The organism is Streptomyces sp. NPDC048337, assembly GCF_043201175.1.
Taxonomy (GTDB): Bacteria; Actinomycetota; Actinomycetes; order Streptomycetales; family Streptomycetaceae; genus Streptomyces.
On the sequence record NZ_JBICYR010000021.1, the window covers coordinates 51,277 to 71,261 of the forward strand.

19 protein-coding genes and 1 pseudogene are annotated in these 19,985 nt (G+C 72.3%); 16 read left to right on the top strand and 4 right to left on the bottom strand.

Annotated features, from left to right (window positions below):
* Window positions 1–125 precede the first annotated feature (125 nt).
* Entirely contained in the window at window positions 126–1,763 is a 1,638-nt protein-coding gene (abc-f, locus tag ACGFYU_RS28670; RefSeq protein ID WP_393830201.1) for a ribosomal protection-like ABC-F family protein, read from the bottom strand.
* 93 nt (window positions 1,764–1,856) lie between these two features.
* Here abc-f and ACGFYU_RS28675 point away from each other — a divergent pair, with 93 nt between their 5' ends.
* Window positions 1,857–2,813, top strand: coding sequence for a GlxA family transcriptional regulator (locus ACGFYU_RS28675; RefSeq protein WP_393830202.1), 957 nt, complete (start codon window positions 1,857–1,859; stop codon window positions 2,811–2,813).
* Window positions 2,814–3,005: 192 nt separating this feature from the next.
* Window positions 3,006–3,641, top strand: coding sequence for a DJ-1/PfpI family protein (locus ACGFYU_RS28680; protein ID WP_393830203.1), 636 nt, complete (start codon window positions 3,006–3,008; stop codon window positions 3,639–3,641).
* On the opposite strand, the gene ACGFYU_RS28685 is transcribed toward ACGFYU_RS28680, so the two are convergent.
* The gene (locus ACGFYU_RS28685) at window positions 3,628–4,392 is read right to left on the bottom strand and encodes an enoyl-CoA hydratase/isomerase family protein (RefSeq protein ID WP_393830204.1); all 765 of its coding nucleotides are present in this window, start codon (window positions 4,390–4,392) and stop codon (window positions 3,628–3,630) included. The genes ACGFYU_RS28680 and ACGFYU_RS28685 overlap by 14 nt on opposite strands.
* Before the next feature lie 88 nt (window positions 4,393–4,480).
* Between ACGFYU_RS28685 and ACGFYU_RS28690 the strand changes: the two genes are divergently transcribed.
* Both ACGFYU_RS28690 and ACGFYU_RS28695 read left to right on the top strand, forming a co-directional pair.
* Window positions 4,481–5,167 (top strand): HdeD family acid-resistance protein, encoded by a 687-nt coding sequence (locus ACGFYU_RS28690; RefSeq protein WP_393830205.1) that lies wholly within the window; start codon window positions 4,481–4,483, stop codon window positions 5,165–5,167.
* 130 nt (window positions 5,168–5,297) lie between these two features.
* Window positions 5,298–5,801 carry an ATP-binding protein gene (locus tag ACGFYU_RS28695; RefSeq protein WP_393830296.1) on the top strand — a complete coding sequence of 168 codons (504 nt, stop codon included), beginning with the start codon at window positions 5,298–5,300 and terminating at the stop codon, window positions 5,799–5,801.
* A gap of 29 nt (window positions 5,802–5,830) precedes the next feature.
* On the opposite strand, the gene idi is transcribed toward ACGFYU_RS28695, so the two are convergent.
* Both idi and ACGFYU_RS28705 read right to left on the bottom strand, forming a co-directional pair.
* On the bottom strand, window positions 5,831–6,430 hold the full coding sequence (gene idi, locus ACGFYU_RS28700; protein WP_393830206.1) for an isopentenyl-diphosphate Delta-isomerase: 600 nt from the start codon (window positions 6,428–6,430) through the stop codon (window positions 5,831–5,833).
* 155 nt (window positions 6,431–6,585) lie between these two features.
* A pseudogene (locus ACGFYU_RS28705) lies at window positions 6,586–7,341 on the bottom strand (class I SAM-dependent methyltransferase); the annotation flags it as partial.
* Between the two features lie 402 nt (window positions 7,342–7,743).
* On the opposite strand from ACGFYU_RS28705, the gene ACGFYU_RS28710 reads away from it, so the two are divergent.
* From ACGFYU_RS28710 to ACGFYU_RS28765, 12 genes are all read left to right on the top strand, one after another.
* On the top strand, window positions 7,744–9,528 hold the full coding sequence (locus tag ACGFYU_RS28710) for a DUF5941 domain-containing protein (protein ID WP_393830297.1): 1,785 nt from the start codon (window positions 7,744–7,746) through the stop codon (window positions 9,526–9,528).
* Window positions 9,525–10,277 carry a sugar phosphate nucleotidyltransferase gene (locus ACGFYU_RS28715; protein WP_393830207.1) on the top strand — a complete coding sequence of 251 codons (753 nt, stop codon included), beginning with the start codon at window positions 9,525–9,527 and terminating at the stop codon, window positions 10,275–10,277. Before ACGFYU_RS28710 ends, ACGFYU_RS28715 begins: the two co-directional genes overlap by 4 nt.
* Complete coding sequence (locus tag ACGFYU_RS28720; RefSeq protein WP_393830208.1) at window positions 10,265–11,326, top strand: iron-containing alcohol dehydrogenase family protein; 1,062 nt, start codon at window positions 10,265–10,267, stop codon at window positions 11,324–11,326. Before ACGFYU_RS28715 ends, ACGFYU_RS28720 begins: the two co-directional genes overlap by 13 nt.
* A complete protein-coding gene (locus tag ACGFYU_RS28725; protein WP_393830209.1) occupies window positions 11,304–12,083 on the top strand; it encodes a CDP-alcohol phosphatidyltransferase family protein in 780 nt (259 codons plus the stop codon). Before ACGFYU_RS28720 ends, ACGFYU_RS28725 begins: the two co-directional genes overlap by 23 nt.
* Window positions 12,084–12,091: 8 nt before the next feature.
* A complete protein-coding gene (locus ACGFYU_RS28730; protein WP_393830298.1) occupies window positions 12,092–12,964 on the top strand; it encodes a glycosyltransferase family 2 protein in 873 nt (290 codons plus the stop codon).
* Between the two features lie 94 nt (window positions 12,965–13,058).
* Window positions 13,059–13,988 carry an ABC transporter permease gene (locus ACGFYU_RS28735; RefSeq protein WP_393830210.1) on the top strand — a complete coding sequence of 310 codons (930 nt, stop codon included), beginning with the start codon at window positions 13,059–13,061 and terminating at the stop codon, window positions 13,986–13,988.
* Window positions 13,981–14,763, top strand: a complete 783-nt coding sequence (locus ACGFYU_RS28740) for an ABC transporter ATP-binding protein (RefSeq protein WP_393830211.1) — start codon at window positions 13,981–13,983, stop codon at window positions 14,761–14,763. Before ACGFYU_RS28735 ends, ACGFYU_RS28740 begins: the two co-directional genes overlap by 8 nt.
* Window positions 14,764–15,148: 385 nt before the next feature.
* Window positions 15,149–16,078, top strand: coding sequence for a squalene synthase HpnC (gene hpnC, locus ACGFYU_RS28745; protein ID WP_393830212.1), 930 nt, complete (start codon window positions 15,149–15,151; stop codon window positions 16,076–16,078).
* Window positions 16,075–17,022 carry a presqualene diphosphate synthase HpnD gene (gene hpnD, locus ACGFYU_RS28750; RefSeq protein WP_393830213.1) on the top strand — a complete coding sequence of 316 codons (948 nt, stop codon included), beginning with the start codon at window positions 16,075–16,077 and terminating at the stop codon, window positions 17,020–17,022. Before hpnC ends, hpnD begins: the two co-directional genes overlap by 4 nt.
* Window positions 17,022–17,321: a hypothetical protein gene (locus tag ACGFYU_RS28755; RefSeq protein WP_393830214.1), complete on the top strand. Its 300-nt coding sequence runs from the start codon at window positions 17,022–17,024 to the stop codon at window positions 17,319–17,321. The genes hpnD and ACGFYU_RS28755 overlap by 1 nt, the downstream gene beginning before the upstream one ends.
* On the top strand, window positions 17,318–18,697 hold the full coding sequence (gene hpnE / locus ACGFYU_RS28760; RefSeq protein WP_393830215.1) for a hydroxysqualene dehydroxylase HpnE: 1,380 nt from the start codon (window positions 17,318–17,320) through the stop codon (window positions 18,695–18,697). The genes ACGFYU_RS28755 and hpnE overlap by 4 nt, the downstream gene beginning before the upstream one ends.
* A 56-nt stretch (window positions 18,698–18,753) precedes the next feature.
* Complete coding sequence (locus ACGFYU_RS28765; RefSeq protein ID WP_393830216.1) at window positions 18,754–19,854, top strand: polyprenyl synthetase family protein; 1,101 nt, start codon at window positions 18,754–18,756, stop codon at window positions 19,852–19,854.
* Window positions 19,855–19,985 lie beyond the last annotated feature (131 nt).

Sequence of the window (19,985 nt, forward strand, 5' to 3'; positions counted from 1 at the left end):
TCCACCCTGGCGGCGCGGAACTCCGACCATGGGGGGCGTGCTCCGCGGTTGCGGCTCTCAATCACCAAGGCTAGTCGCGTTCGAGCCCTGTGGCACCTTGAGACGTGCCCCCGTGGCCAATACACCTAGAGCTCGGTCACCTTGCCGTCCGCGACCCGGAGGCGGCGGGTCACCGAGACGGCGTCCAGCATGCGGCGGTCGTGGGTGACCAGGAGCAGCGTGCCCTCGTACGCGTCCAGGGCGGACTCCAGCTGTTCGATGGCCGGGAGGTCCAGGTGGTTCGTGGGCTCGTCCAGGACCAGCAGGTTCACCCCGCGGCCCTGGAGCAGCGCCAGGGCGGCGCGGGTGCGCTCGCCGGGGGAGAGCGTGGCCGCCGGGCGCAGGACGTGGGCCGCCTTGAGGCCGAACTTGGCCAGCAGGGTGCGGACCTCGGCCGGTTCGGTGTCCGGGACCGCCGCGCAGAAGGCCTCCAGCAGCGGTTCGTCGCCGAGGAAGAGGCCGCGGGCCTGGTCCACCTCGCCGATCAGGACCCCGGAGCCGAGGGTGGCGGAGCCGGAGTCCGGCTGCAGCCGGCCGAGCAGGACTGCCAGGAGAGTCGACTTGCCGGCGCCGTTGGCCCCGGTGATCGCCACCCGGTCGGCCCAGTCGATCTGCAGGCCGGCCGGGCCGAACACGAAGTCCCCGCGCTTGACCGCCGCCTCGCGCAGGGTGGCGACCACCGAGCCGGAGCGCGGGGCCGCCGCGATCTCCATGCGCAGTTCCCACTCCTTGCGCGGCTCGTCGACGACCTCCAGCCGCTCGATCGCCCGCTGCGTCTGGCGGGCCTTCGCGGCCTGCTTCTCGCTCGACTCGCCGCGCAGCGCCTTGCCGATCTTGTCGTTGTCGCTCGCCTTGCGGCGGGCGTTGCGGACGCCCTTGTCCATCCAGTTGCGCTGCATCTGCGCCCGGCCTTCGAGGGCGGCCTTCTTGTCCGCGTACTCCTCGTACTCCTCGCGGGCGTGGCTGCGGGCCCGGGCCCGCTCCTCCAGGTAGGAGTCGTAGCCGCCGCCGTAGAGGTTGATCTGCTGCTGGGCCAGGTCCAGTTCGAGGACCTTGGTGACCGTCCTGGTCAGGAACTCGCGGTCGTGGCTGATCACGACCGTGCCCGCGCGCAGCCCCTTGACGAACTGCTCCAGCCGCTCCAGACCGTCCAGGTCCAGGTCGTTGGTGGGCTCGTCGAGCAGGAAGACGTCGTAGCGGGACAGGAGCAGCGAGGCGAGGCCCGCGCGTGCCGCCTGGCCGCCGGAGAGCGCCGTCATGGGGAGGTCCAGGCCGACGGTGAGGCCGAGCTCGGCGGCCACCTCCTCGGCCCGCTCGTCGAGGTCGGCGCCGCCGAGGTTCAGCCACTGGTCCAGCGCCGTCGCGTACGCGTCGTCCGCGCCCGGCGTGCCGTCCACCAGGCCCTGCGTCGCCTCGTCGAGGGCCGCCTGCGCGGCCGCCACGCCCGTACGCCGGGCCAGGAACTCCCGTACCGACTCGGCGGGCCGGCGCTCCGGCTCCTGCGGGAGGTGGCCGACGGCGGCGGTGGGCGGGGAGAGCCGCAGCTCACCGGTCTCGGGGGTGTCCAGCCCGGCCAGCAGGCGCAGCAGGGTGGACTTCCCGGCGCCGTTGACGCCGACGAGGCCGATGACGTCGCCGGGAGCGACGACGAGGTCGAGATCGGCGAACAGCGTGCGCTCACCGTGCGCGGCGGTGAGCTTTTTGGCGACGAGGGTTGCAGTCATGGTCCGCCGATCCTATCCGCGCCGGGGGGCATGGCCGTAAAGGTGGGAAGCACGTCATTGCAGCCATCGGGGTCCGCGTCACACCATGAGGCCATGTCGTTGCGAAACGTGCTCGTCGTCCTCTACGACGGGGTGCAGAGCCTGGACGTGACCGGGCCGGTGGAGGTGTTCGCCGGAGCGGCCCGGTTCCCCGGGGTGTCGGGGTACGAGATCCGGACGGTGTCCCTCGGGGGCGCGCCGGTCCGGACGAACAGCGGGCTCACGCTGATGCCGGACGGGGACCTGGAGAGTGCCCGACCCGGGGCCGGGACCACGCTGCTGGTGCCCGGGGGCCGGTACACGGCCGACTTCGAGCCCCGGCTCGTCGACTGGCTGCGCGCCCACGGGGGTGGGGCGGAGCGGTTGGTGTCCGTGTGCACGGGAGGGCTGCTGCTGGCGGAGGCCGGGCTACTGGACGGGCGGCGGGCGACGACGCACTGGAACGCGTGCGAGCGGATGGCGCGGGACTACCCGGCGGTGGTGGTCGAGCCGGACCCGATCTACGTGCGGGACGGGCGGGTCTCCACCTCGGCCGGGGTCACGGCGGGGATCGACCTCGCGCTGGCGCTGGTGGAGGAGGACCACGGGCGGGACGTGGCGCTGACGATCGCCCGGCACCTGGTGGTGTTCCTGCGGCGGCCCGGAAACCAGGCGCAGTTCAGCGCGCAGCTGGAGGCGCAGACCGCGCGGCGGGAGCCGCTGCGGGACGTGCAGCAGTGGATCACGGAGCACCCGGACGGGGACCTCAGCGTGGAGGCCCTGGCCGCGCGGGCGCGGCTCTCCCCGCGGCACTTCGCCCGTGCCTTCCAGTCGGAGACGGGGGTGACGCCGGGCCGCTACGTGGAGCGGGTCCGCGTGGAGCACGCCCGGCGCCTTCTGGAGGACAGCGGCGAGGGGGTCGCGCAGATCTCCCGTGCCTGCGGCTACGGCACCCCGGAGGCCCTCCGCCGCGCCTTCGTCAAAACCCTGGGCCAATCCCCGGCCGAATACCGCCGTCGCTTCGGCCCCTGACCGCCGGTCCGGTCCGCCGCCTGCTGGGTGCGGCGCCGCTTCCTGGGGCTCCGCCCCAGACCCCGCGCCTCAAACGCCGGCGGGGCTGGATTACCCCGCCGCCCGCCCCTCGGGCTGCGCCCGAAAGACCCGGGCTTCGCCCCAGACCATCCGCCCCCCCGCCGGGAGGCAAGACGCTCCGCAGGAGGAGTCATGCAGATCGCCGTACTGCTCTACGACCGTTTCACCGCGCTCGACGCCGTCGGGCCCTACGACACCCTCGGCCGGCTGCCCGGGGCGGAGACCGTCTTCGTCGCCGAGCGGCCCGGGCCCGTGCGCAACGACTCCGGGTCGCTCGCGCTCGTCGCGGACAAGGCGCTCGGCGACGTGCCGAACCCCGACGTCATCCTGGTGCCCGGCGGCCCCGGGCAGAGCGACCAGATGGAGAACGAGGTCCTCCTCGACTGGCTGCGGACCGCCGACACCACCAGCACCTGGACCACCTCCGTGTGCACCGGCTCGCTGCTGCTGGCCGCAGCCGGCCTGCTCCGCGGGAGGCGGGCCACCTCCCACTGGCTGGCCCTCGACCAGCTCCCGAAGTACGGGGCCGAACCCACCGGGGAGCGGGTCGTCACCGACGGCAAGTACGTGACCGCCGCCGGGGTGTCCTCCGGCATCGACATGGGCTTGACCCTGCTCGGCCGGATCGGCGGGGACCGGCTGGCCCAGTCCGTTCAGCTGCTGACCGAGTACGACCCCCAGCCGCCCTACGACGCGGGCTCGCCCGCCAAGGCCCCGGCCGACATCGTCGAGGAGTGGCGCGGCAAGAGCCGGTTCATCCTCCAGTAGGCAGGGTCCAGGTGAACGCGGGCGCCCGGTGTTCCAGGAAGGCGGCGACCCCCTCCGCGGTGTCGCCGCTTCCGGCCGCCTGGGCCGTCCAGTACGCGTCCCGGTCCGTCCGGCCGTCCGCGAACTCCTTCGCCGCCGCCTGGGTGAGCTGCGACCGGGATACGAGTACGCGTACGAACTCGGCCACCCGCTTGTCCAGTTGGCCGGCCGGCAGCAGCTCGTTCAGGAACCCGGCGCGCAGCGCCGCGTCCGTCCCGATCAACTCGGCGGAGAACAGCAGGTACTTGGCCCATGCCGGGCCGACCACCGAGGCCAGCCGCCGGGTGGAGGACGCCGGGTAGACGATGCCCAGCTTCGCCGGGGTCACCCCGAACGACGCCCCCTCCTCCGCGAACCGCAGATCGCACGCGGCCGCCAGCTGGCTGCCGCCGCCCACGCAGAAGCCCCGGATCGCCGCCAGCGTCGGCTTGGGGAAGGCGGCCAGCGCCTCCTCCGCCGCCACGGCCAGTGCCTGGGGGTCGTCGTCACCGCCGATGGAGGAGATGTCGGCCCCCGCGCAGAAGGTCGGTCCCGCCCCGGTCAGCACGAGCACCCGTACGGCGGGATCGTCCGCCAGGCCCGCCAGCAGCCCGGGGAGCGAGCGCCACATGGCGGCCGTCATGGCGTTGCGCTTGGCGGGGTGCGAGATGACGACGGTGGCGACCCCGTCGGAGACCGTGTGCAGGAGGGCTGCGTCCCGGGCTGCGTCCATGCGCCGGATGCTATCCCGGGCAGCCGATCCTATGATCAAGAGGGACCGAGGCGAGTACGTCCGGGGGGTGCGAGGAGGTGGCACGCTCATGGGTGCGGACCGTACCGACCCGAAGGACGCCAAGGGCCGCGAACCGCAGCGGGAGAAGAAGCAGCTCAGCCGCAGTTTCGGGCTGCTGGCCCTGCTCGGGGTGATTCTCGTACTGGCGGGACTGGTCGGCCTGGTCTACGCCGGCGTGGCCACTCTGACCTCGATGTTCCTCTTCGGCTGGCTGCTGCTGGTCGGCGGCGTCGTGGGTCTGCTGCACGCCGTGCAGTCCCGCAAGAGCAACTACTTCTGGCTCGCCGTCATCGTCGCCGCGATCAATCTGGCGGCCGGTTTCGTGATCCTGCGCCGCCCGGAGGCGAGCGCCGAGGCCCTGACCATGTTCGCCGCGCTGCTCTTCCTGACCGGAGGGGTGTTCCGGCTGGCCGGCTCCCTGGTGGTGCGCGGCCCGAACTTCGGGATCTCGCTCGTCCAGGGCGCCTTCGGCATCCTGCTGGGCATACTCATCCTGGCGAGCTGGCCCGGCAGCAGCCTGTACGTGATCGGAACCTTCTTCTCCCTCGCCCTCCTGTTCGACGGGCTGAGCCTGGTGGCCCTGGGCATGGGCGCCCGGCGCATCCTGGGGTTGGTCAGGGACGACGAGGCGGAGCCTGTTCCGGGGGCGGCGGACGATGTGCGCCAGGCGGCCGGGAAGCGCCCCACGGAAGATCAGGAACAGTCGAACAACTGACTCTGTCATACGCCAGTGGTCAGAAAGTGTCCGATTGACGCTGACTTCTGGTCAGCGGTTCGGTCCGGACCAGCCTGTTCCCCACTCTGGAGGCGTGGAGACGATCGAGCGTGAAGACGGGGGACGGAAGATGGATGTCAGCGGGAGCGTCCCGCCAGCCAGGGAGGGGGAGCCGCAGGCTCCGGCCGACCCCCTCGCGTACGAGGGAGTGTGGCGGTTCACCGCTCCCGCGGTAGAAGAATCCGTTCCGCAGGCGCGTCGCGCGGTCCGGGACCTGCTCGGGCGTCAGGGGGTGCCGGCCCACCAGGACCTCGTGTACTCCCTGCTGCTGATCGTCTCCGAACTGGTGACGAACTCCGTCCGGCACGCCGCCCTGCTCTCGCCGGAGGTCGCCGTCGAGGTCGCGATCGGCCGCGAGTGGGTACGGGTGGCCGTCGAGGACAACCATCCGTACCGCCCCAAGGCGCTGGAGGCCGATTTCGGCCAGACCGGCGGCCGCGGGCTGCTCCTCGTACGGGAGGTCACGCTGGAGGCCGGCGGGGTCTGCGACGTCGAGCACACCTCGACGGGCGGCAAGGTCATCTGGGCGGCGCTGCCGCTCACCGCACCGGCCCCCGCCACCCCCGCGCTCTGAACGACGCGGGGGGACGGCGACGACAACGGCTACCAGCCGGCCGCGTCACCCGTCAGCTCGCGGATCGCGGGCCGCGCCGCGTCGAGCACGGTCATGAACCAGGCGGAGAAGGGCGCTTCGGCGTGCCGCTTCGCCAGCTCCTCGGCGGTGACGAAGGCGGTGTCCGCGATCTCCTCCGGATCCGGCCGCAGAGCCGCCTGCGCGAGTCCCACGAAAAGGTGGTTGAACTCCTGCTCCACGAGACCCGACGCGGGGTCCGGGTGGTTGTAGCGCACGGTCCCCGCCTCCGCCAGCAGCGAGGGGGACAGCCCCAACTCCTCGTAGGTCCGCCGGGCCGCGGCCGCGAACGGGGACTCCCCGGGATAGGGGTGACCGCAGCACGTGTTCGACCAGACGCCGGGGGAGTGGTACTTCCCGAGCGCCCGCTGCTGGAGCAGCAGGCGCCCCTGCTCGTCGAAGAGGAACACGGAGAACGCCCGGTGCAGCTGCCCGGGCGCCTGATGGGCGGAGAGCTTCTCCGCCGTGCCGATGGTGTTCCCGGACTCGTCGACCAGTTCGAGCATGATCGATTCTTGGGTCCCGGTGCCGGTGGACGCGCTGTTCGCGGCGGTGGCTGGTGTGGTCGGCATACCCATCCTTCGCTTCGGACTTCGGCCTTCAGTCTGCCGTACAAAAGAGGCTTGCCCGCACTTACGAGTTCCGCGCATGTCTGCCCCCCCGCCGCGTGGTAAGCGGCGAGGGGCAGATCACATCGAGTCCTCCGACTCCGGCGTCAGACCCCGAACGGACGCAGGACGTAGCCCATGTACCCGTACTCGTGCCCGTGGCGCGCCCGTACGTCGAGCTCCTCGCGCGTGGCGGCCAGCGCGGCCGCCATCGCGGGGGTCGAGGGCTCGGCGGCCCGGGCCCGCTCGGCGAGCGGGCCGTAGTACTCGGCCCAGTCGGAGTCGGGCAGCTGGTGTACGCCGAGCACCCCGTACCCGGCGGCCCGGGCGGCCGCGAGGTTCCGCGCGGTGGAGCGCAGCGGGTACTCCCCGTCCCAGAAGCCACGCGCCCCGGCGGACGGCTCCGCGACGGTCCACTGGCATTCGGTCAGCACGAGGGTGCCGCCCGGGGCCAGCAGCCGCTTCCACCGCGCGAGGGCGGTGTCGAAGCCGATGCAGTAGGCGGAGCCCTCCGCCCAGACGAGGTCGAAGGAGCCGTCCTCGAAGGGGAGCGCGCCCATGTCCCCCTCTACGGGGTGGACGCGGTCGGCGAGCCCGCGGGCCCCGGCGGCCGTACGGAGCTCATCGAGGAAGGGGCGGTGGAGGTCGACGGCGGTCACCTCGGCCCCGCCGGCCCCGCCGGCCCCGCCCGCCTCGGCGGCGAGGAGCAGGGTGCTGCGGCCCGGACCGCAGCCCAGGTCGAGGACGCGCGGCCGCTCGGGGAGCGGTCCGCACAGGGACAGCAGGTGGCGGGTGCTCGCGTCGGAACCGGGAGCCTGCCGGGGCAGGCCGCGGTGCAGCTCGAAGAATGCCTCCCGGAAGGCGGCGTCGGTGATGGTGCCGGTGTCGGTGGTGGTGTGGGTGGTGTCGGTCAACGTGAACCCTTGAGAACGGGGGCCCCGGCCGACAAGGCGGATCAGCGGATGATCAGGCCTGGCCGGATGCCCGGAGGAGAGGGGGGATGCACCGGAGTTCGCTGCGCATGGCCGCGACCACTGCGACGGTCATCAACCCACCTCTTTCCACTCGACTCGATCAGGGGCGTGTCCACCGTAACACCGACGCCGTTTGTGGTACCGCGCGGTGATCGTCAATGATGACCCGGCAGGGCCCGGAGCCCCGGGACGTACGGCTTATCGGGGTGTAAACGGGCGGTGAACCCCCGCTTCCATTCATCCGATAGCCTCTGCCGACGTGCCGCCGCCCCCCGAGGCGCCCGTTACAAGGAGTGAGTTCGTCTGCCGACCGTCATCCTCACCGGCCTGCCGGTCCCCGGATCACCGCTCGCGGACGAGCTGCGCTCCCTCGGCTTCGAGGTCCGCCCCGCCGCGGCCCCCGAGGACGTCGCCGCCGTGCTGGGCGCCGTACCCGCGGACCAGCGGGTGGCCGTCGTGGACAGCGCCTTCGTCGGACACCGGCACGCCCTGCGCCTCGCGCTGACCGACCCCCGCTTCGACGCCTGCGCCGTCACCGGCGCCGTCACCGTGCAGCCGGCCGCCCGGGCCGCCCTGGACAAGGCCGCCGCGACCGTCGGCCACGGCCCGCTGCCGTACCCCGACCTGCTCGCCGCCGAGGTGGAGGCCGCCGGGACCGCCGTCCAGCGGCCGGAGCTCGGCACGCTCGTCGCCGCCGTCCCGGCCACCGACGCGGAGCACCGCGCGGCGACCGCCGCCGTCGCCGCCGTCGACGACGAGGCCGTACGCCTGCGGACCGCCGTGAAGTCCCGCGACGGCTTCTTCACGACCTTCTTCATCAGCCCGTACTCGCGCTACATCGCCCGCTGGTGCGCGCGCCGCGGCCTGACCCCGAACCAGGTCACCACCGCCTCGCTGATCACCGCGCTGATCGCGGCCGGCTGCGCCGCCACCGGCGAGCGCTGGGGCTACGTCGCCGCGGGCGTGCTGCTCCTCGTCTCCTTCGTGCTGGACTGCACCGACGGGCAGCTGGCCCGCTACTCGCTCCAGTACTCGACGATGGGCGCCTGGCTCGACGCGACCTTCGACCGCGCGAAGGAGTACTCCTTCTACGCGGGCCTCGCGCTCGGCGCCGCCCGGGGCGGCGACGACGTGTGGGCCCTCGCGCTCGGCGCGATGATCCTCATGACCTGCCGGCACGTCGTCGACTTCTCGTTCAACGAGGCCAACCACGACGCCACTGCGAACACGAGCCCCACGGCCGCCCTGTCCGACCGGCTCGACAGCGTCGGCTGGACGGTATGGGTCCGGCGCATGATCATCCTCCCGATCGGCGAGCGCTGGGCCATGATCGCGGTGCTCACCGCCGCGACCACCCCCCGGATCGTCTTCTACGCCCTCCTGATCGGCTGCGCCTTCGGCGCGCTCTACACCACCGCGGGCCGCGTCCTGCGCTCGCTCACCCGCAAGGCCAAGCGCACCGACAGGGCCGCCCGAGCGCTCGCAGACCTGGCCGACACCGGCCCGGTGGGCGAGCTGATCGCCGGGGCGCTGCGCAGGCTGCCCACGTACACCGCGCCCACGTTCATGGCGAGTGGGGTGGGCGCCACCGTCATGCTGCTGGCCGCCGCCTACACGATGCCGTTCGCCGCCTCTTGGCTGATCGCCTTCGCAGGCCTGTACGCGCTGGCCGCCGGGGCTGCCGTGGCGCAGCCGCTGAAGGCTCCCCTGGACTGGCTGCTGCCGCCGCTGTTCCGCGCCGCCGAGTACGGCACCGTACTGATCCTCGCTGCCAAGGCGGACGCCGCAAGGGCCCTTCCCGCGGCATTCGGACTGGTCGCGGCCGTCGCCTACCATCACTACGACACGGTCTACCGCATCCGCGGTGGCTCGGGCGCGCCCCCGCACTGGCTGGTGCGGACGATCGGCGGCCACGAGGGCAGGGTCCTGCTGACCGTGGTCCTGGCCGTTGTCCTCCCCCGGGACGCGTTCCCCGTCGCGCTCACGGCCATGGCCGTGTTCGTGGCACTGGTGGTGCTCGTGGAGAGCATCCGCTTCTGGGTCTCCTCCGGAGCACCCGCCGTACATGACGAAGGAGAACCAGCATGATCGGCCTTGTACTCGCGGCCGGTGCCGGACGCCGTCTGCGTCCCTACACCGACACCCTGCCCAAGGCCCTCGTGCCCGTCGGTCCCGAGGGCCAGGAGGAGAGCCTCACGGTCCTCGACCTGACGCTCGGCAACTTCGCCGAGGTCGGCCTCACCGAGGTCGCCATCGTCGTCGGCTACCGCAAGGAGGCCGTGTACGAGCGCCGCGAGGCGCTGGAGGCCAAGTACGGCGTCAAGATCACCCTGATCGACAACGACAAGGCCGAGGAGTGGAACAACGCCTACTCCCTGTGGTGCGCGCGTGACGTCCTGGGGCAGGGTGTGATCCTCGCCAACGGCGACACCGTCCACCCGGTCTCCGTCGAGAAGACCCTGCTCGCCGCCCGCGGCAACGGCCAGAAGATCATCCTCGCCCTCGACACGGTCAAGAACCTGGCCGACGAGGAGATGAAGGTCGTCACCGCCGACGGACAGGGTGTCCGGAAGATCACCAAGCTGATGGACCCGGCCGACGCCACCGGCGAGTACATCGGTGTCACCCTCATCGAGCCCGAGGCGGCCGAGCAGCTCGCCGAGGCCCTGAAGACCACCTTCGAGCGCGACCCCGACCTCTACTACGAGGACGGCTACCAGCAGCTCGTCAACGACGGCTTCACCATCGACGTGGCCCCCATCGGCGACGTCAGGTGGGTCGAGATCGACAACCACGACGACCTCGCCAAGGGCCGGACGATCGCATGCCAGTACTGACGAGGCTCATCCCCTCGCCGGTCGTCGTCGACATCAGCTGCGGGGCGATGGACAAGCTGGACGGCATCCTCGCCGACCAGCGGATCTCCGCGTCCGGCACGCTCGCGATCGCGATCAGCGGCGGCTCCGGCGTCGCGCTGCGCGCCAAGCTGGAGCCCGTACTGCCGAACGCCGACTGGTACCCGGTCGTCGACGGCACCATCGACTCCGCGGTCAAGCTGGCCGACGACATAAAGGGCCGCCGCTACGACGCCGTCGTGGGCCTGGGCGGCGGCAAGATCATCGACGTGGCGAAGTACGCCGCGGCGCGGGTCGGACTGCCCATAGTGGCCGTCGCCACCAACCTCTCGCACGACGGCATCTGTTCGCCGGTGTCCATCCTGGACAACGACAACGGACGCGGCTCCTACGGCGTCCCGACGCCGATCGCCATGGTCATCGACCTCGACGTGATCAAGGAAGCCCCGGTGCGGTTCGTCCGCGCCGGCATCGGCGACGCGATCTCCAACATCTCGGCCATCGCCGACTGGGAGCTCTCCCACCAGATCAACGGCGAGCCCGTCGACGGCCTGGCCGCCGCCATGGCCCGTACGGCGGGCGAGTCCGTGCTGCGCCACCCCGGCGGCTGCGGCGATGACGAGTTCCTCACCGTGCTGTCCGAGGGCCTGGTGCTCTCCGGCATCGCCATGTCGATCAGCGGTGACACCCGGCCCTCGTCCGGCGCCTGCCACGAGATCAGCCACGCCTTCGACCTGCTCTACCCCGGGCGCTCCGCGCTCCACGGCGAGCAGGTCGGCATCGGCGCCGCCTTCGCGATGCACCTGCGGGGGGCCGAGCAGCAGGCCGGGCTCTTCGCCGAGGTGCTGCGCCGGCACGGCCTGCCGGTGCTGCCCGAGGAGATCGGGTTCAGCGTCGACGAGTTCGTCACGGCCGTCGAGTACGCCCCGCAGACCCGCCCGGGACGCTTCACGATCCTGGAGCACCTCAACCTGTCCGCCGCCGAGATCAGGGACGCATACGCCGACTATGCCCAGACCATCCGTAGCTGAACTCCGGCCCGTCGTCCACCCGCCGGGCGTCAAGGACCGGCGCAGCGGCGAGCACTGGGGCGGGCGCCTCTACATGCGCGAGATCTCCCTGCGCATCACCCGCCTCCTGGTCACCACCAAGGTCACGCCGAACCAGCTGACCTACGTGATGACCCTCGCCGGCGTGCTCGCCGCCCCGGCCCTGCTGGTGCCGGGCGTCTGGGGCGCCGTCCTCGGCGTGGTGGCGGTGCAGATGTACCTGCTGCTCGACTGCGTCGACGGGGAGGTCGCCCGCTGGAAGAAGCAGTTCTCGCTTTCCGGTGTGTACCTGGACCGGGTCGGCGCGTACCTGTGCGACGCGGCGGTCCTGGTCGGCTTCGGCCTGCGCGCCGCCGACCTGTGGGGCGGCGGCCGGATCGACTGGCTGTGGGCCTTCCTGGGCACCCTCGCGGCGCTCGGCGCGATCCTGATCAAGGCCGAGACCGACCTGGTCGGCGTCGCCCGGCACCAGGTCGGCAAGGAGCCGGTCAAGGAGTCCGCGTCCGAGCCGCGCTCGTCCGGCATGGCGCTCGCCCGCCGGGCCGCCGCCGCGCTGAAGTTCCACCGCCTGATCCTCGGCATCGAGGCCTCCCTGCTCATCCTGGTGCTGGCCGTCCTGGACCAGCTCCGCGGCGACCTGTACTTCTCCCGGCTCGGCGTCGCCGTGCTGGCGGGCATCGCGCTGCTCCAGACGCTGCTGCACCTGGTGTCGGTCCTGGCCTCCAGCAGGCTCAAGTGACCGCCCCGATGCGGCTGGGCGCCGTGATCATCACCATGGGCAACCGGCCCGACGACCTCAAGGCGCTCCTCGACTCGGTCGCCCGCCAGCAGGGCGACCCCGTCGAGGTGGTCGTCGTGGGCCAGGGCGTCGAGGTCACCGGACTCCCCGAGGGCGTACGCACCGTGTCGCTGCCCGAGAACCTGGGCATCCCGGGCGGCCGCAACGTCGGCCTCGAGGCCTTCGGCCCCGGCGGCCGCGAGGTGGACGTCCTGCTCTTCCTGGACGACGACGGGCTGCTGGAGCGCACCGACACCGCCGAGCTGTGCCGCCAGGCCTTCACCGAGGACCCGGGGCTGGGGATCATCAGCTTCCGGATCGCGGATCCGGAGACCGGCGAGACCCAGCGCCGGCACGTGCCGCGGCTGCGCGCCTCGGACCCGATGCGCTCCTCCCGCGTGACCACCTTCCTGGGCGGCGCCAACGCCGTCCGCACGACGGTGTTCGAGCAGGTCGGAGCCTTGCCGGCGGAGTTCTTCTACGCCCACGAGGAGACCGACCTGGCCTGGCGGGCGCTCGACGCCGGGTGGTCGATTGACTACCGGGCGGACATGGTGCTGCTGCACCCGACGACCGCCCCCTCCCGGCACGCGGTCTACCACCGTATGGTGGCCCGTAACCGGGTGTGGCTCGCCCGCCGCAACCTGCCCGCTCCGCTGGTGCCGGTCTACCTGGGCGTCTGGCTCCTGCTGACGCTCCTGCGCAGGCCTTCCGTACCGGCGCTCAAGGCCTGGTTCGGCGGATTCAGGGAGGGATGGACCACTCCCTGCGGTCCCCGCCGCCCGATGAGATGGCGTACGGTCTGGCGGTTGACCCGACTGGGCCGACCACCTGTCATCTGACGAGCCCGCGTCTGGCAACATGGCGCGATCACGGGCCTCGCGCCACCAGCCTGATGCCCTTCCTGCCGCATCTTGAAGACGAAAGTTTCAACTTGTGAGTGACACAACCCACGATGGCGCACTTGCCACGAGCAGGCCGCCGTCCGCAGACGCCGGGCTGAGCGCCCCGGAGCTCGCCAGGAAGTACGGCCTCTCCGTGAGCGGCGCGCGGCCCGGTCTGGGCGAGTACGTGCGGCAGCTCTGGGGCCGGCGCCACTTCATCATGGCCTTCTCCCGGGCCAAGCTGGTCGCGCAGTACAGCCAGGCCAAGCTCGGCCAGGTCTGGCAGGTGGCGACGCCGCTGCTGAACGCCCTCGTGTACTACCTGATCTTCGGCCTGATCCTGAACGCGGGCCGGGGCATGGAGAAGGGGGTCTACATCCCCTTCCTGGTGGTCGGCATCTTCGTCTTCACCTTCACCCAGAGCTCGCTGATGGCGGGCGTCCGGGCCATTCCGGCCAACCTCGGACTGGTCCGCGCCCTGCACTTCCCGCGGGCGTCGCTGCCGATCTCCTTCTCGATGCAGCAGCTCCAGCAGCTGCTCTACTCGATGATCGTCGTCGTCATCGTCGTGGTGTCCTTCGGGAACTACCCGCGGCTGTCGTGGCTGCTGGTGCTCCCCTGCCTGGTGCTGCAGTTCCTCTTCAACACCGGCCTCGCGCTGATCTTCGCGCGGATGGGCTCCAAGACCCCCGACCTCGCGCAGCTGATGCCCTTCGTCACGCGTACGTGGATGTACGCCTCGGGCGTCATGTTCTCGATCAGCGAGATGCTCAAGGACAAGCCCGCGTGGATCGCCGACGTGCTCCAGTGGAACCCCGCGTCGATCTACATGGACCTGATCCGGTTCGCGCTGATCGACAACTACGGTGCGAGCAACCTTCCGCCGCACGTGTGGGCCTTCGCCGTCGGCTGGGCCGTCCTGTTCGGCTTCGGCGGTTTCGTGTACTTCTGGAAGGCTGAGGAGCGTTACGGCCGTGGCTGAGAACACCCAGGGGCGCGTCCCCACCGTCATCGCCGACGACGTGCACATCGTCTACCGCGTCAACACCGGCAGCTCCGGCAAGGGCAGCGCCACCGCGGCGCTGAGCAAGATAATCCGCCGGGGCAAGGGCGACGCCCCCGGCGTCCGCCGGGTCCACGCCGTGCGCGGGGTCTCCTTCACGGCGTACCGCGGCGAGGCCATCGGCCTCATCGGCTCCAACGGCTCCGGCAAGTCCACCCTGCTGCGCGCCATCGCCGGCCTGCTGCCCTGCGAGGAGGGCAAGGTCTACACCGACGGCCAGCCCTCGCTGCTCGGTGTGAACGCGGCGCTCATGAACGACCTCACCGGTGAGCGCAACATCGTCCTGGGCGGTCTCGCGATGGGCATGAGCCGCGAGCAGATCAAGGAGCGCTACCAGGACATCGTCGACTTCTCCGGCATCAACGAGAAGGGCGACTTCATCTCCCTGCCGATGCGGACCTACTCCTCCGGCATGGCGGCGCGCCTGCGCTTCTCCATCGCGGCGGCCAAGGACCACGACGTCCTGATGATCGACGAGGCCCTGGCCACCGGCGACCGCAGCTTCCAGGTGCGCTCGGAGAACCGCATCCGCGAACTGCGGGAGAAGGCCGGCACGGTCTTCCTGGTGAGCCACAACAACAAGTCCATCCGCGACACCTGCGACCGGGTGCTGTGGCTGGAGAAGGGCGAGCTCCTGATGGACGGGCCCACGGAGGAAGTCGTCTCGGCATACGAGAAGGCGACCAACGGCTGACAGCCGCCGCGCCGTCCCCGGGCCGTGCCCGGGCGGACCGCCCGAGGCCCCCGCCGCTCCGCGCGGCGGGGGCCTCGGCGTGTCCCCGCCGCTTCCGCCGGCGACATGCCCGGCGACATGCCCGGCGACATGAGGTGGCGGAGCGAATACCCGAGAGGCCTCCGCGGCGTTGTACAGCGTAAGCTGAAGCGGTCCTGAATCGCGGCAAGAGGGGACGATTCCCCGCAGGTGAACGGCCCTGGGAGCACCCCGGCAAAAGCCCGGCGGCGTGTCCGAAATAGGATGTATTGGGTCAGCAGTGTAGAACGGGAGATGTGACGGCAATGGCTACGGGAATTCTCCGGCCCCCAGGCATTACGGCCGTCCCCGCCCCGGGCGGCGGGCGGTGACCCCGGGGCACGGCATCCGTCCCCAGTCCGACACGGCCCACGCGCGCGCCACCCTCGACAAGGCCGCGGCGGAGAACTTCCCCGTCGCCCCCGCCTTCCTGCCCCGCGCCTGGCGGGACGGCCTGACGGCGGTCTACGGCTACGCCCGCCTCGTCGACGACATCGGCGACGGCGACCTCGCCCCCGGCGGCCGCGACGCCGTCCTCCTCGGCCTCGACCCGGCCGCCGTCGACGACCGGCTCGCCATGCTCGACGCCTTCGAGGCCGACCTGCTGCGCGTGTTCGGCGGCACCGACGGCCCGCCGCGCCACCCCCTGCTCCTCGCCCTGCAGCCCGTCGTCCGCGACCACGGGCTGACCCCCGAGCCGTTCCTCGGACTGATCGAGGCCAACCGCCAGGACCAGCGGGTCGCGCGCTACGGGACGTACGCGGACCTCCTCGCCTACTGCGAGCTCTCCGCCAACCCCGTGGGCCGGCTCGTGCTGTCGCTCACCGGCACCAGCACCCCCGAGCGGATCCGCCGCTCCGACGCCGTCTGCACCGCCCTGCAGATCGCCGAACACCTCCAGGACGTCGCCGAGGACCTCGGCCGCGACCGGATCTACCTGCCCGCCGAGGACATGCGGCGCTTCCATGTGGCCGAGGCCGACCTCAAGGCGCCGAGCGCCGGCGCGTCCGTACGCGCCCTGGTCGCCTTCGAAGCCGAACGCGCACGCGAGCTCCTGAATGAAGGCACCCCGCTCGTGGGTAGCGTGCACGGCAGACTCCGGTTGCTCCTCGCGGGCTTCGTGGGAGGGGGGCGCGCAGCCCTGCGAGCCGTCACCGCCGCCGGCTTCGACGTACTTCCCGGCCCGCCCAAGCCCACCAGGAGCGGCCTGCTCCGCGAGGTGGCCGCCGTCCTGCGCACAGCGCCGAGAAAGGGGTGAGCCCGGTGGAGGGCCCCACACACGTGTCCGCACCGGTCCTGGCGGCGTACGGCTACTGCGAGGCCGTCACCGGATCGCAGGCACGCAACTTCGCCTACGGGATCCGGCTGCTGCCCACCGAGAAGCGGCAGGCGATGTCCGCGCTGTACGCCTTCTCCCGGCGCGTCGACGACATCGGCGACGGCACGCTGGCACCCGACGCCAAGCTGGCCCGGCTGGAGGAGACCCGTGCGCTGCTCGGGCGGATCCGGGCCGAGGAGATCGACGAGGACGACACCGACCCGGTCGCCGTCGCCCTCGCGCACGCCGCGCGCCGGTTCCCCATCCCGCTCGGGGGCCTCGACGAGCTCATCGACGGCGTCCTGATGGACGTGCGCGGCGAGACCTACGAGACCTGGGACGACCTCAAGGTCTACTGCCGCTGCGTGGCAGGGGCCATCGGGCGGCTCTCGCTCGGCGTGTTCGGCACCACTGCGGGCGCGCGGGACGCCGACCGCGCCGGGGAGTACGCCGACACCCTCGGCCTCGCCCTGCAACTCACCAACATCCTCCGGGACGTTCGCGAGGACGCGGGCAACGGGCGCACCTACCTGCCCGCCGAGGACCTCGCCAAGTTCGGCTGCTCGGAAGGCTTCCACAGCGACCGGGCCCCCGAAGGCTCCGACTTCGCCGGGCTGGTCCACCACGAAGTCCGGCGCGCCCGGGCCCTGTTCGTCGAGGGCTACCGGCTGCTGCCGATGCTCGACCGGCGCAGCGGAGCCTGCGTGGCCGCCATGGCCGGCATCTACCGCCGCCTCCTCGACCGCATCGAGCGGGAGCCCGAGGCCGTGCTGCGGGGCCGCGTCTCGCTGCCGCCGCACGAGAAGGCGTACGTCGCCGTACGCGGGCTCTCCGGCCTCGACGCCCGAACCATCTCCCGCCAGACCACCCGGAGGCGGATCTGATGCCCCCGACCATCCTGTCCCCGGCCCCGACCGGCGCCTCCGCGGCCGCCACCCCGCGCCGCGCGGGCGACATCGCAGGCACCTGCGGCGCCGCGGGCGTGCTCCGGGCGTGCGCGTCCGCCGCGCCGCACCCGGGCCCGGCGGGCCGGACCGCCCCGGGCCGCGCCCGGGCAACCAGCGCGCCGGCGGGCGCGTCTCTTCCGGCGGGCTCCGGCCGCGCCGGGCAGGCGGGGGCCGCGCCCGCGCACCGGCGACCGACCGGCCCGCAGAGCCACGGCACCACGGGGGAGGGTTCATGAGCGGCAGCGAAAACCGCGCCGTCGTGGTGGGCGGCGGACTCGCCGGGGTCACCGCGGCGCTCGAACTCGCCGACGCCGGACTGCGCGTCACCCTGCTCGAAGGGCGCCCGCGGCTCGGCGGGCTCGCCTTCTCCTTCAAGCGGGGCGACCTCACCGTCGACAACGGCCAGCACGTCTACCTGCGCTGCTGCACCGCCTACCGCTGGTTCCTCGACCGCGTCGGGGGCGCCGCCCTCGCCCCCCTCCAGGACCGGCTCGACGTACCCGTCCTCGACGTCGCGCACCCCGCGGGCCCCCGCCTCGGCCGGCTGCGCCGCAGCGCCCTGCCCGTGCCCCTGCACCTGGCAGGCTCCCTCGCCCGCTACCCGCACCTGTCCCTCGCCGAGCGCGTGAGCGTCGGCCGCGCCGCCCTCGCGCTGCGCCGCCTCGACCCCGCCGACCCGGCCCTCGACGGCCTGGACTTCGCCACCTGGCTCGGCCGCTACGGCCAGTCCCCGCGCACCATCGAGGCCCTGTGGGACCTCGTCGGCATCGCCACGCTCAACGCCACCGCCGAGCAGTCCTCCCTGGGCCTGGCCGCCATGGTCTTCAAGACCGGCCTGCTCTCCGAGAACGGCGCCGCCGACATCGGCTGGGCCCGCGTACCGCTCGGCGACCTGCACGACACCCTCGCCCGCAAGGCCCTCGACGCGGCCGGCGTACGGACCGGGCTGCGCACCCGGGTCACCGCCATCTCCCGTACGCCCGAAGGGAACTGGCGGGTCGACACCGAGGACGAGTCCCTCGACGCCGGCACCGTCGTCCTCGCCGTCCCGCAGCGCGAGGCGCACGGACTGCTCCCCGCCGGGGCACTGGCCGATCCGGACAAGCTCCTCGACATCGGCACCGCGCCGATCCTCAACGTCCACGTCGTCTACGACCGCAAGGTACTCAAGCAGCCCTTCTTCGCGGCGCTCGGCTCCCCGGTGCAGTGGGTCTTCGACCGCACCGACTCCTCCGGACTCCCCGACGGCGGCCAGTACCTCGCGCTCTCGCAGTCCGTCGCCCAGGACGACATCGACGAACCCGTCTCCGTCCTGCGCGCCAAGTACCTGCCCGAGCTGGAGCGGCTGCTGCCGGCCGCGCGCGGCGCCAAGGTACGGGACTTCTTCGTCACCCGGGAGCGGACGGCAACCTTCGCCCCCACCCCCGGCGTCGGCCGGCTGCGCCCCGGCGCGCGGACCGACACGCCGGGGCTCTACCTGGCCGGTGCGTGGACTGCCACCGGTTGGCCCGCGACCATGGAGAGCGCCGTCCGCAGCGGACTGAGCGCGGCGCACGCCGCACTCGCCTCGCTCGGCCGCCCCCGCGAACACCCTCTGCAGGAGGCGGCATGACGACGATCACCACCAGCACGACCGGCACAGCACGTACAGGAACCAGAGGAGAGCCAGTGAACCCGGGGAATCCGGCTGTCGAGAACACGGATGCCAGTGTGGGCACAGCCGGCGGGGGAGTGGAGAAGGCGGACACGCTCGCCCTCCTGGAGCGCGGCCGCACGCTGTCGACGCCCGTGCTCCGCGCGGCGGTGGCCCGCCTCGCGCCGCCCATGGACACCGTCGCCGCCTACCACTTCGGCTGGATCGACGCCCAGGGCAACCCGACGGACGCCGACAGCGGCAAGGCCGTCCGCCCCGCCCTCGCGCTGCTCTCCGCCGAGGCCGCCGGCGTCGCCGCGGAGGTCGGCGTCCCCGGCGCGGTAGCCGTCGAGCTCGTCCACAACTTCTCGCTGCTCCACGACGACCTGATGGACGGCGACGAGCAGCGCCGCCACCGCGACACGGTGTGGAAGGTCCACGGCCCGGCGCAGGCCATCCTGGTCGGCGACGCGCTGTTCGCCCTGGCCAACGAGCTGCTCCTGGAACTCGGCACCGTCGAGGCGGGCCGCGCCACGCGCCGCCTGACCACCGCCACCCGCAAGCTCATCGACGGCCAGGCCCAGGACATCTCCTACGAGCACCGCGAGCGCGTCAGCGTCGAGGAGTGCCTGGAGATGGAGGGCAACAAGACCGGCGCCCTGCTCGCCTGCGCGGTCTCCATCGGCGCGGTGCTCGGCGGTGCGGACGACCGTACGGCCGACAAGCTGGAGGAGTACGGCTACCACCTGGGCCTCGCCTTCCAGGCCATCGACGACCTGCTCGGCATCTGGGGCGACCCGGAGTCCACCGGCAAGCAGACCTGGAGCGACCTGCGCCAGCGCAAGAAGTCCCTGCCCGTCGTCGCCGCCCTCGCGGCCGGCGGCCCGGCCTCGGTCGAGCTGGCCCAGCTGCTCGCCGCCGACGCCAAGAGCAACGACTTCGAGAACTTCTCCGAGGAGGAGTTCGCGGCCCGTGCGGCGCTCATCGAGGCGGCGGGCGGCCGCCAGTGGACCGCCGACGAGGCGCGTCGGCAGCACGCCGTCGCGATCAAGGCCCTGGACGACGTCGAGATGCCGCAGCGGGTCCGCGAGCAGCTCGTCGCGCTCGCCGACTTCGTCGTCGTACGCAAGAGGTGAACGCCGCGCACAAGCGGATATGAATCGCGAGTCGCCGGCCGGCGCCGCCTCTTCGGACTCCTCGGAGTCTTCGGACTGAAGGGCGCGGCGCCGACCGACGGCAGACCCCAGCACAGCAGAGGACAGACTGC

Coding starts and splice junctions, on each gene's coding strand:
- abc-f (WP_393830201.1), bottom strand. CDS start 1,763: ATGACTGCAACCCTCGTCGCCAAAAAGCTCACCGCCGCGCACGGTGAG.
- ACGFYU_RS28675 (WP_393830202.1), top strand. CDS start 1,857: ATGTCGTTGCGAAACGTGCTCGTCGTCCTCTACGACGGGGTGCAGAGC.
- ACGFYU_RS28680 (WP_393830203.1), top strand. CDS start 3,006: ATGCAGATCGCCGTACTGCTCTACGACCGTTTCACCGCGCTCGACGCC.
- ACGFYU_RS28685 (WP_393830204.1), bottom strand. CDS start 4,392: ATGGACGCAGCCCGGGACGCAGCCCTCCTGCACACGGTCTCCGACGGG.
- ACGFYU_RS28690 (WP_393830205.1), top strand. CDS start 4,481: ATGGGTGCGGACCGTACCGACCCGAAGGACGCCAAGGGCCGCGAACCG.
- ACGFYU_RS28695 (WP_393830296.1), top strand. CDS start 5,298: ATGGATGTCAGCGGGAGCGTCCCGCCAGCCAGGGAGGGGGAGCCGCAG.
- idi (WP_393830206.1), bottom strand. CDS start 6,430: ATGCCGACCACACCAGCCACCGCCGCGAACAGCGCGTCCACCGGCACC.
- ACGFYU_RS28715 (WP_393830207.1), top strand. CDS start 9,525: ATGATCGGCCTTGTACTCGCGGCCGGTGCCGGACGCCGTCTGCGTCCC.
- ACGFYU_RS28720 (WP_393830208.1), top strand. CDS start 10,265: ATGCCAGTACTGACGAGGCTCATCCCCTCGCCGGTCGTCGTCGACATC.
- ACGFYU_RS28725 (WP_393830209.1), top strand. CDS start 11,304: ATGCCCAGACCATCCGTAGCTGAACTCCGGCCCGTCGTCCACCCGCCG.
- ACGFYU_RS28730 (WP_393830298.1), top strand. CDS start 12,092: ATGCGGCTGGGCGCCGTGATCATCACCATGGGCAACCGGCCCGACGAC.
- ACGFYU_RS28755 (WP_393830214.1), top strand. CDS start 17,022: ATGCCCCCGACCATCCTGTCCCCGGCCCCGACCGGCGCCTCCGCGGCC.
- hpnE (WP_393830215.1), top strand. CDS start 17,318: ATGAGCGGCAGCGAAAACCGCGCCGTCGTGGTGGGCGGCGGACTCGCC.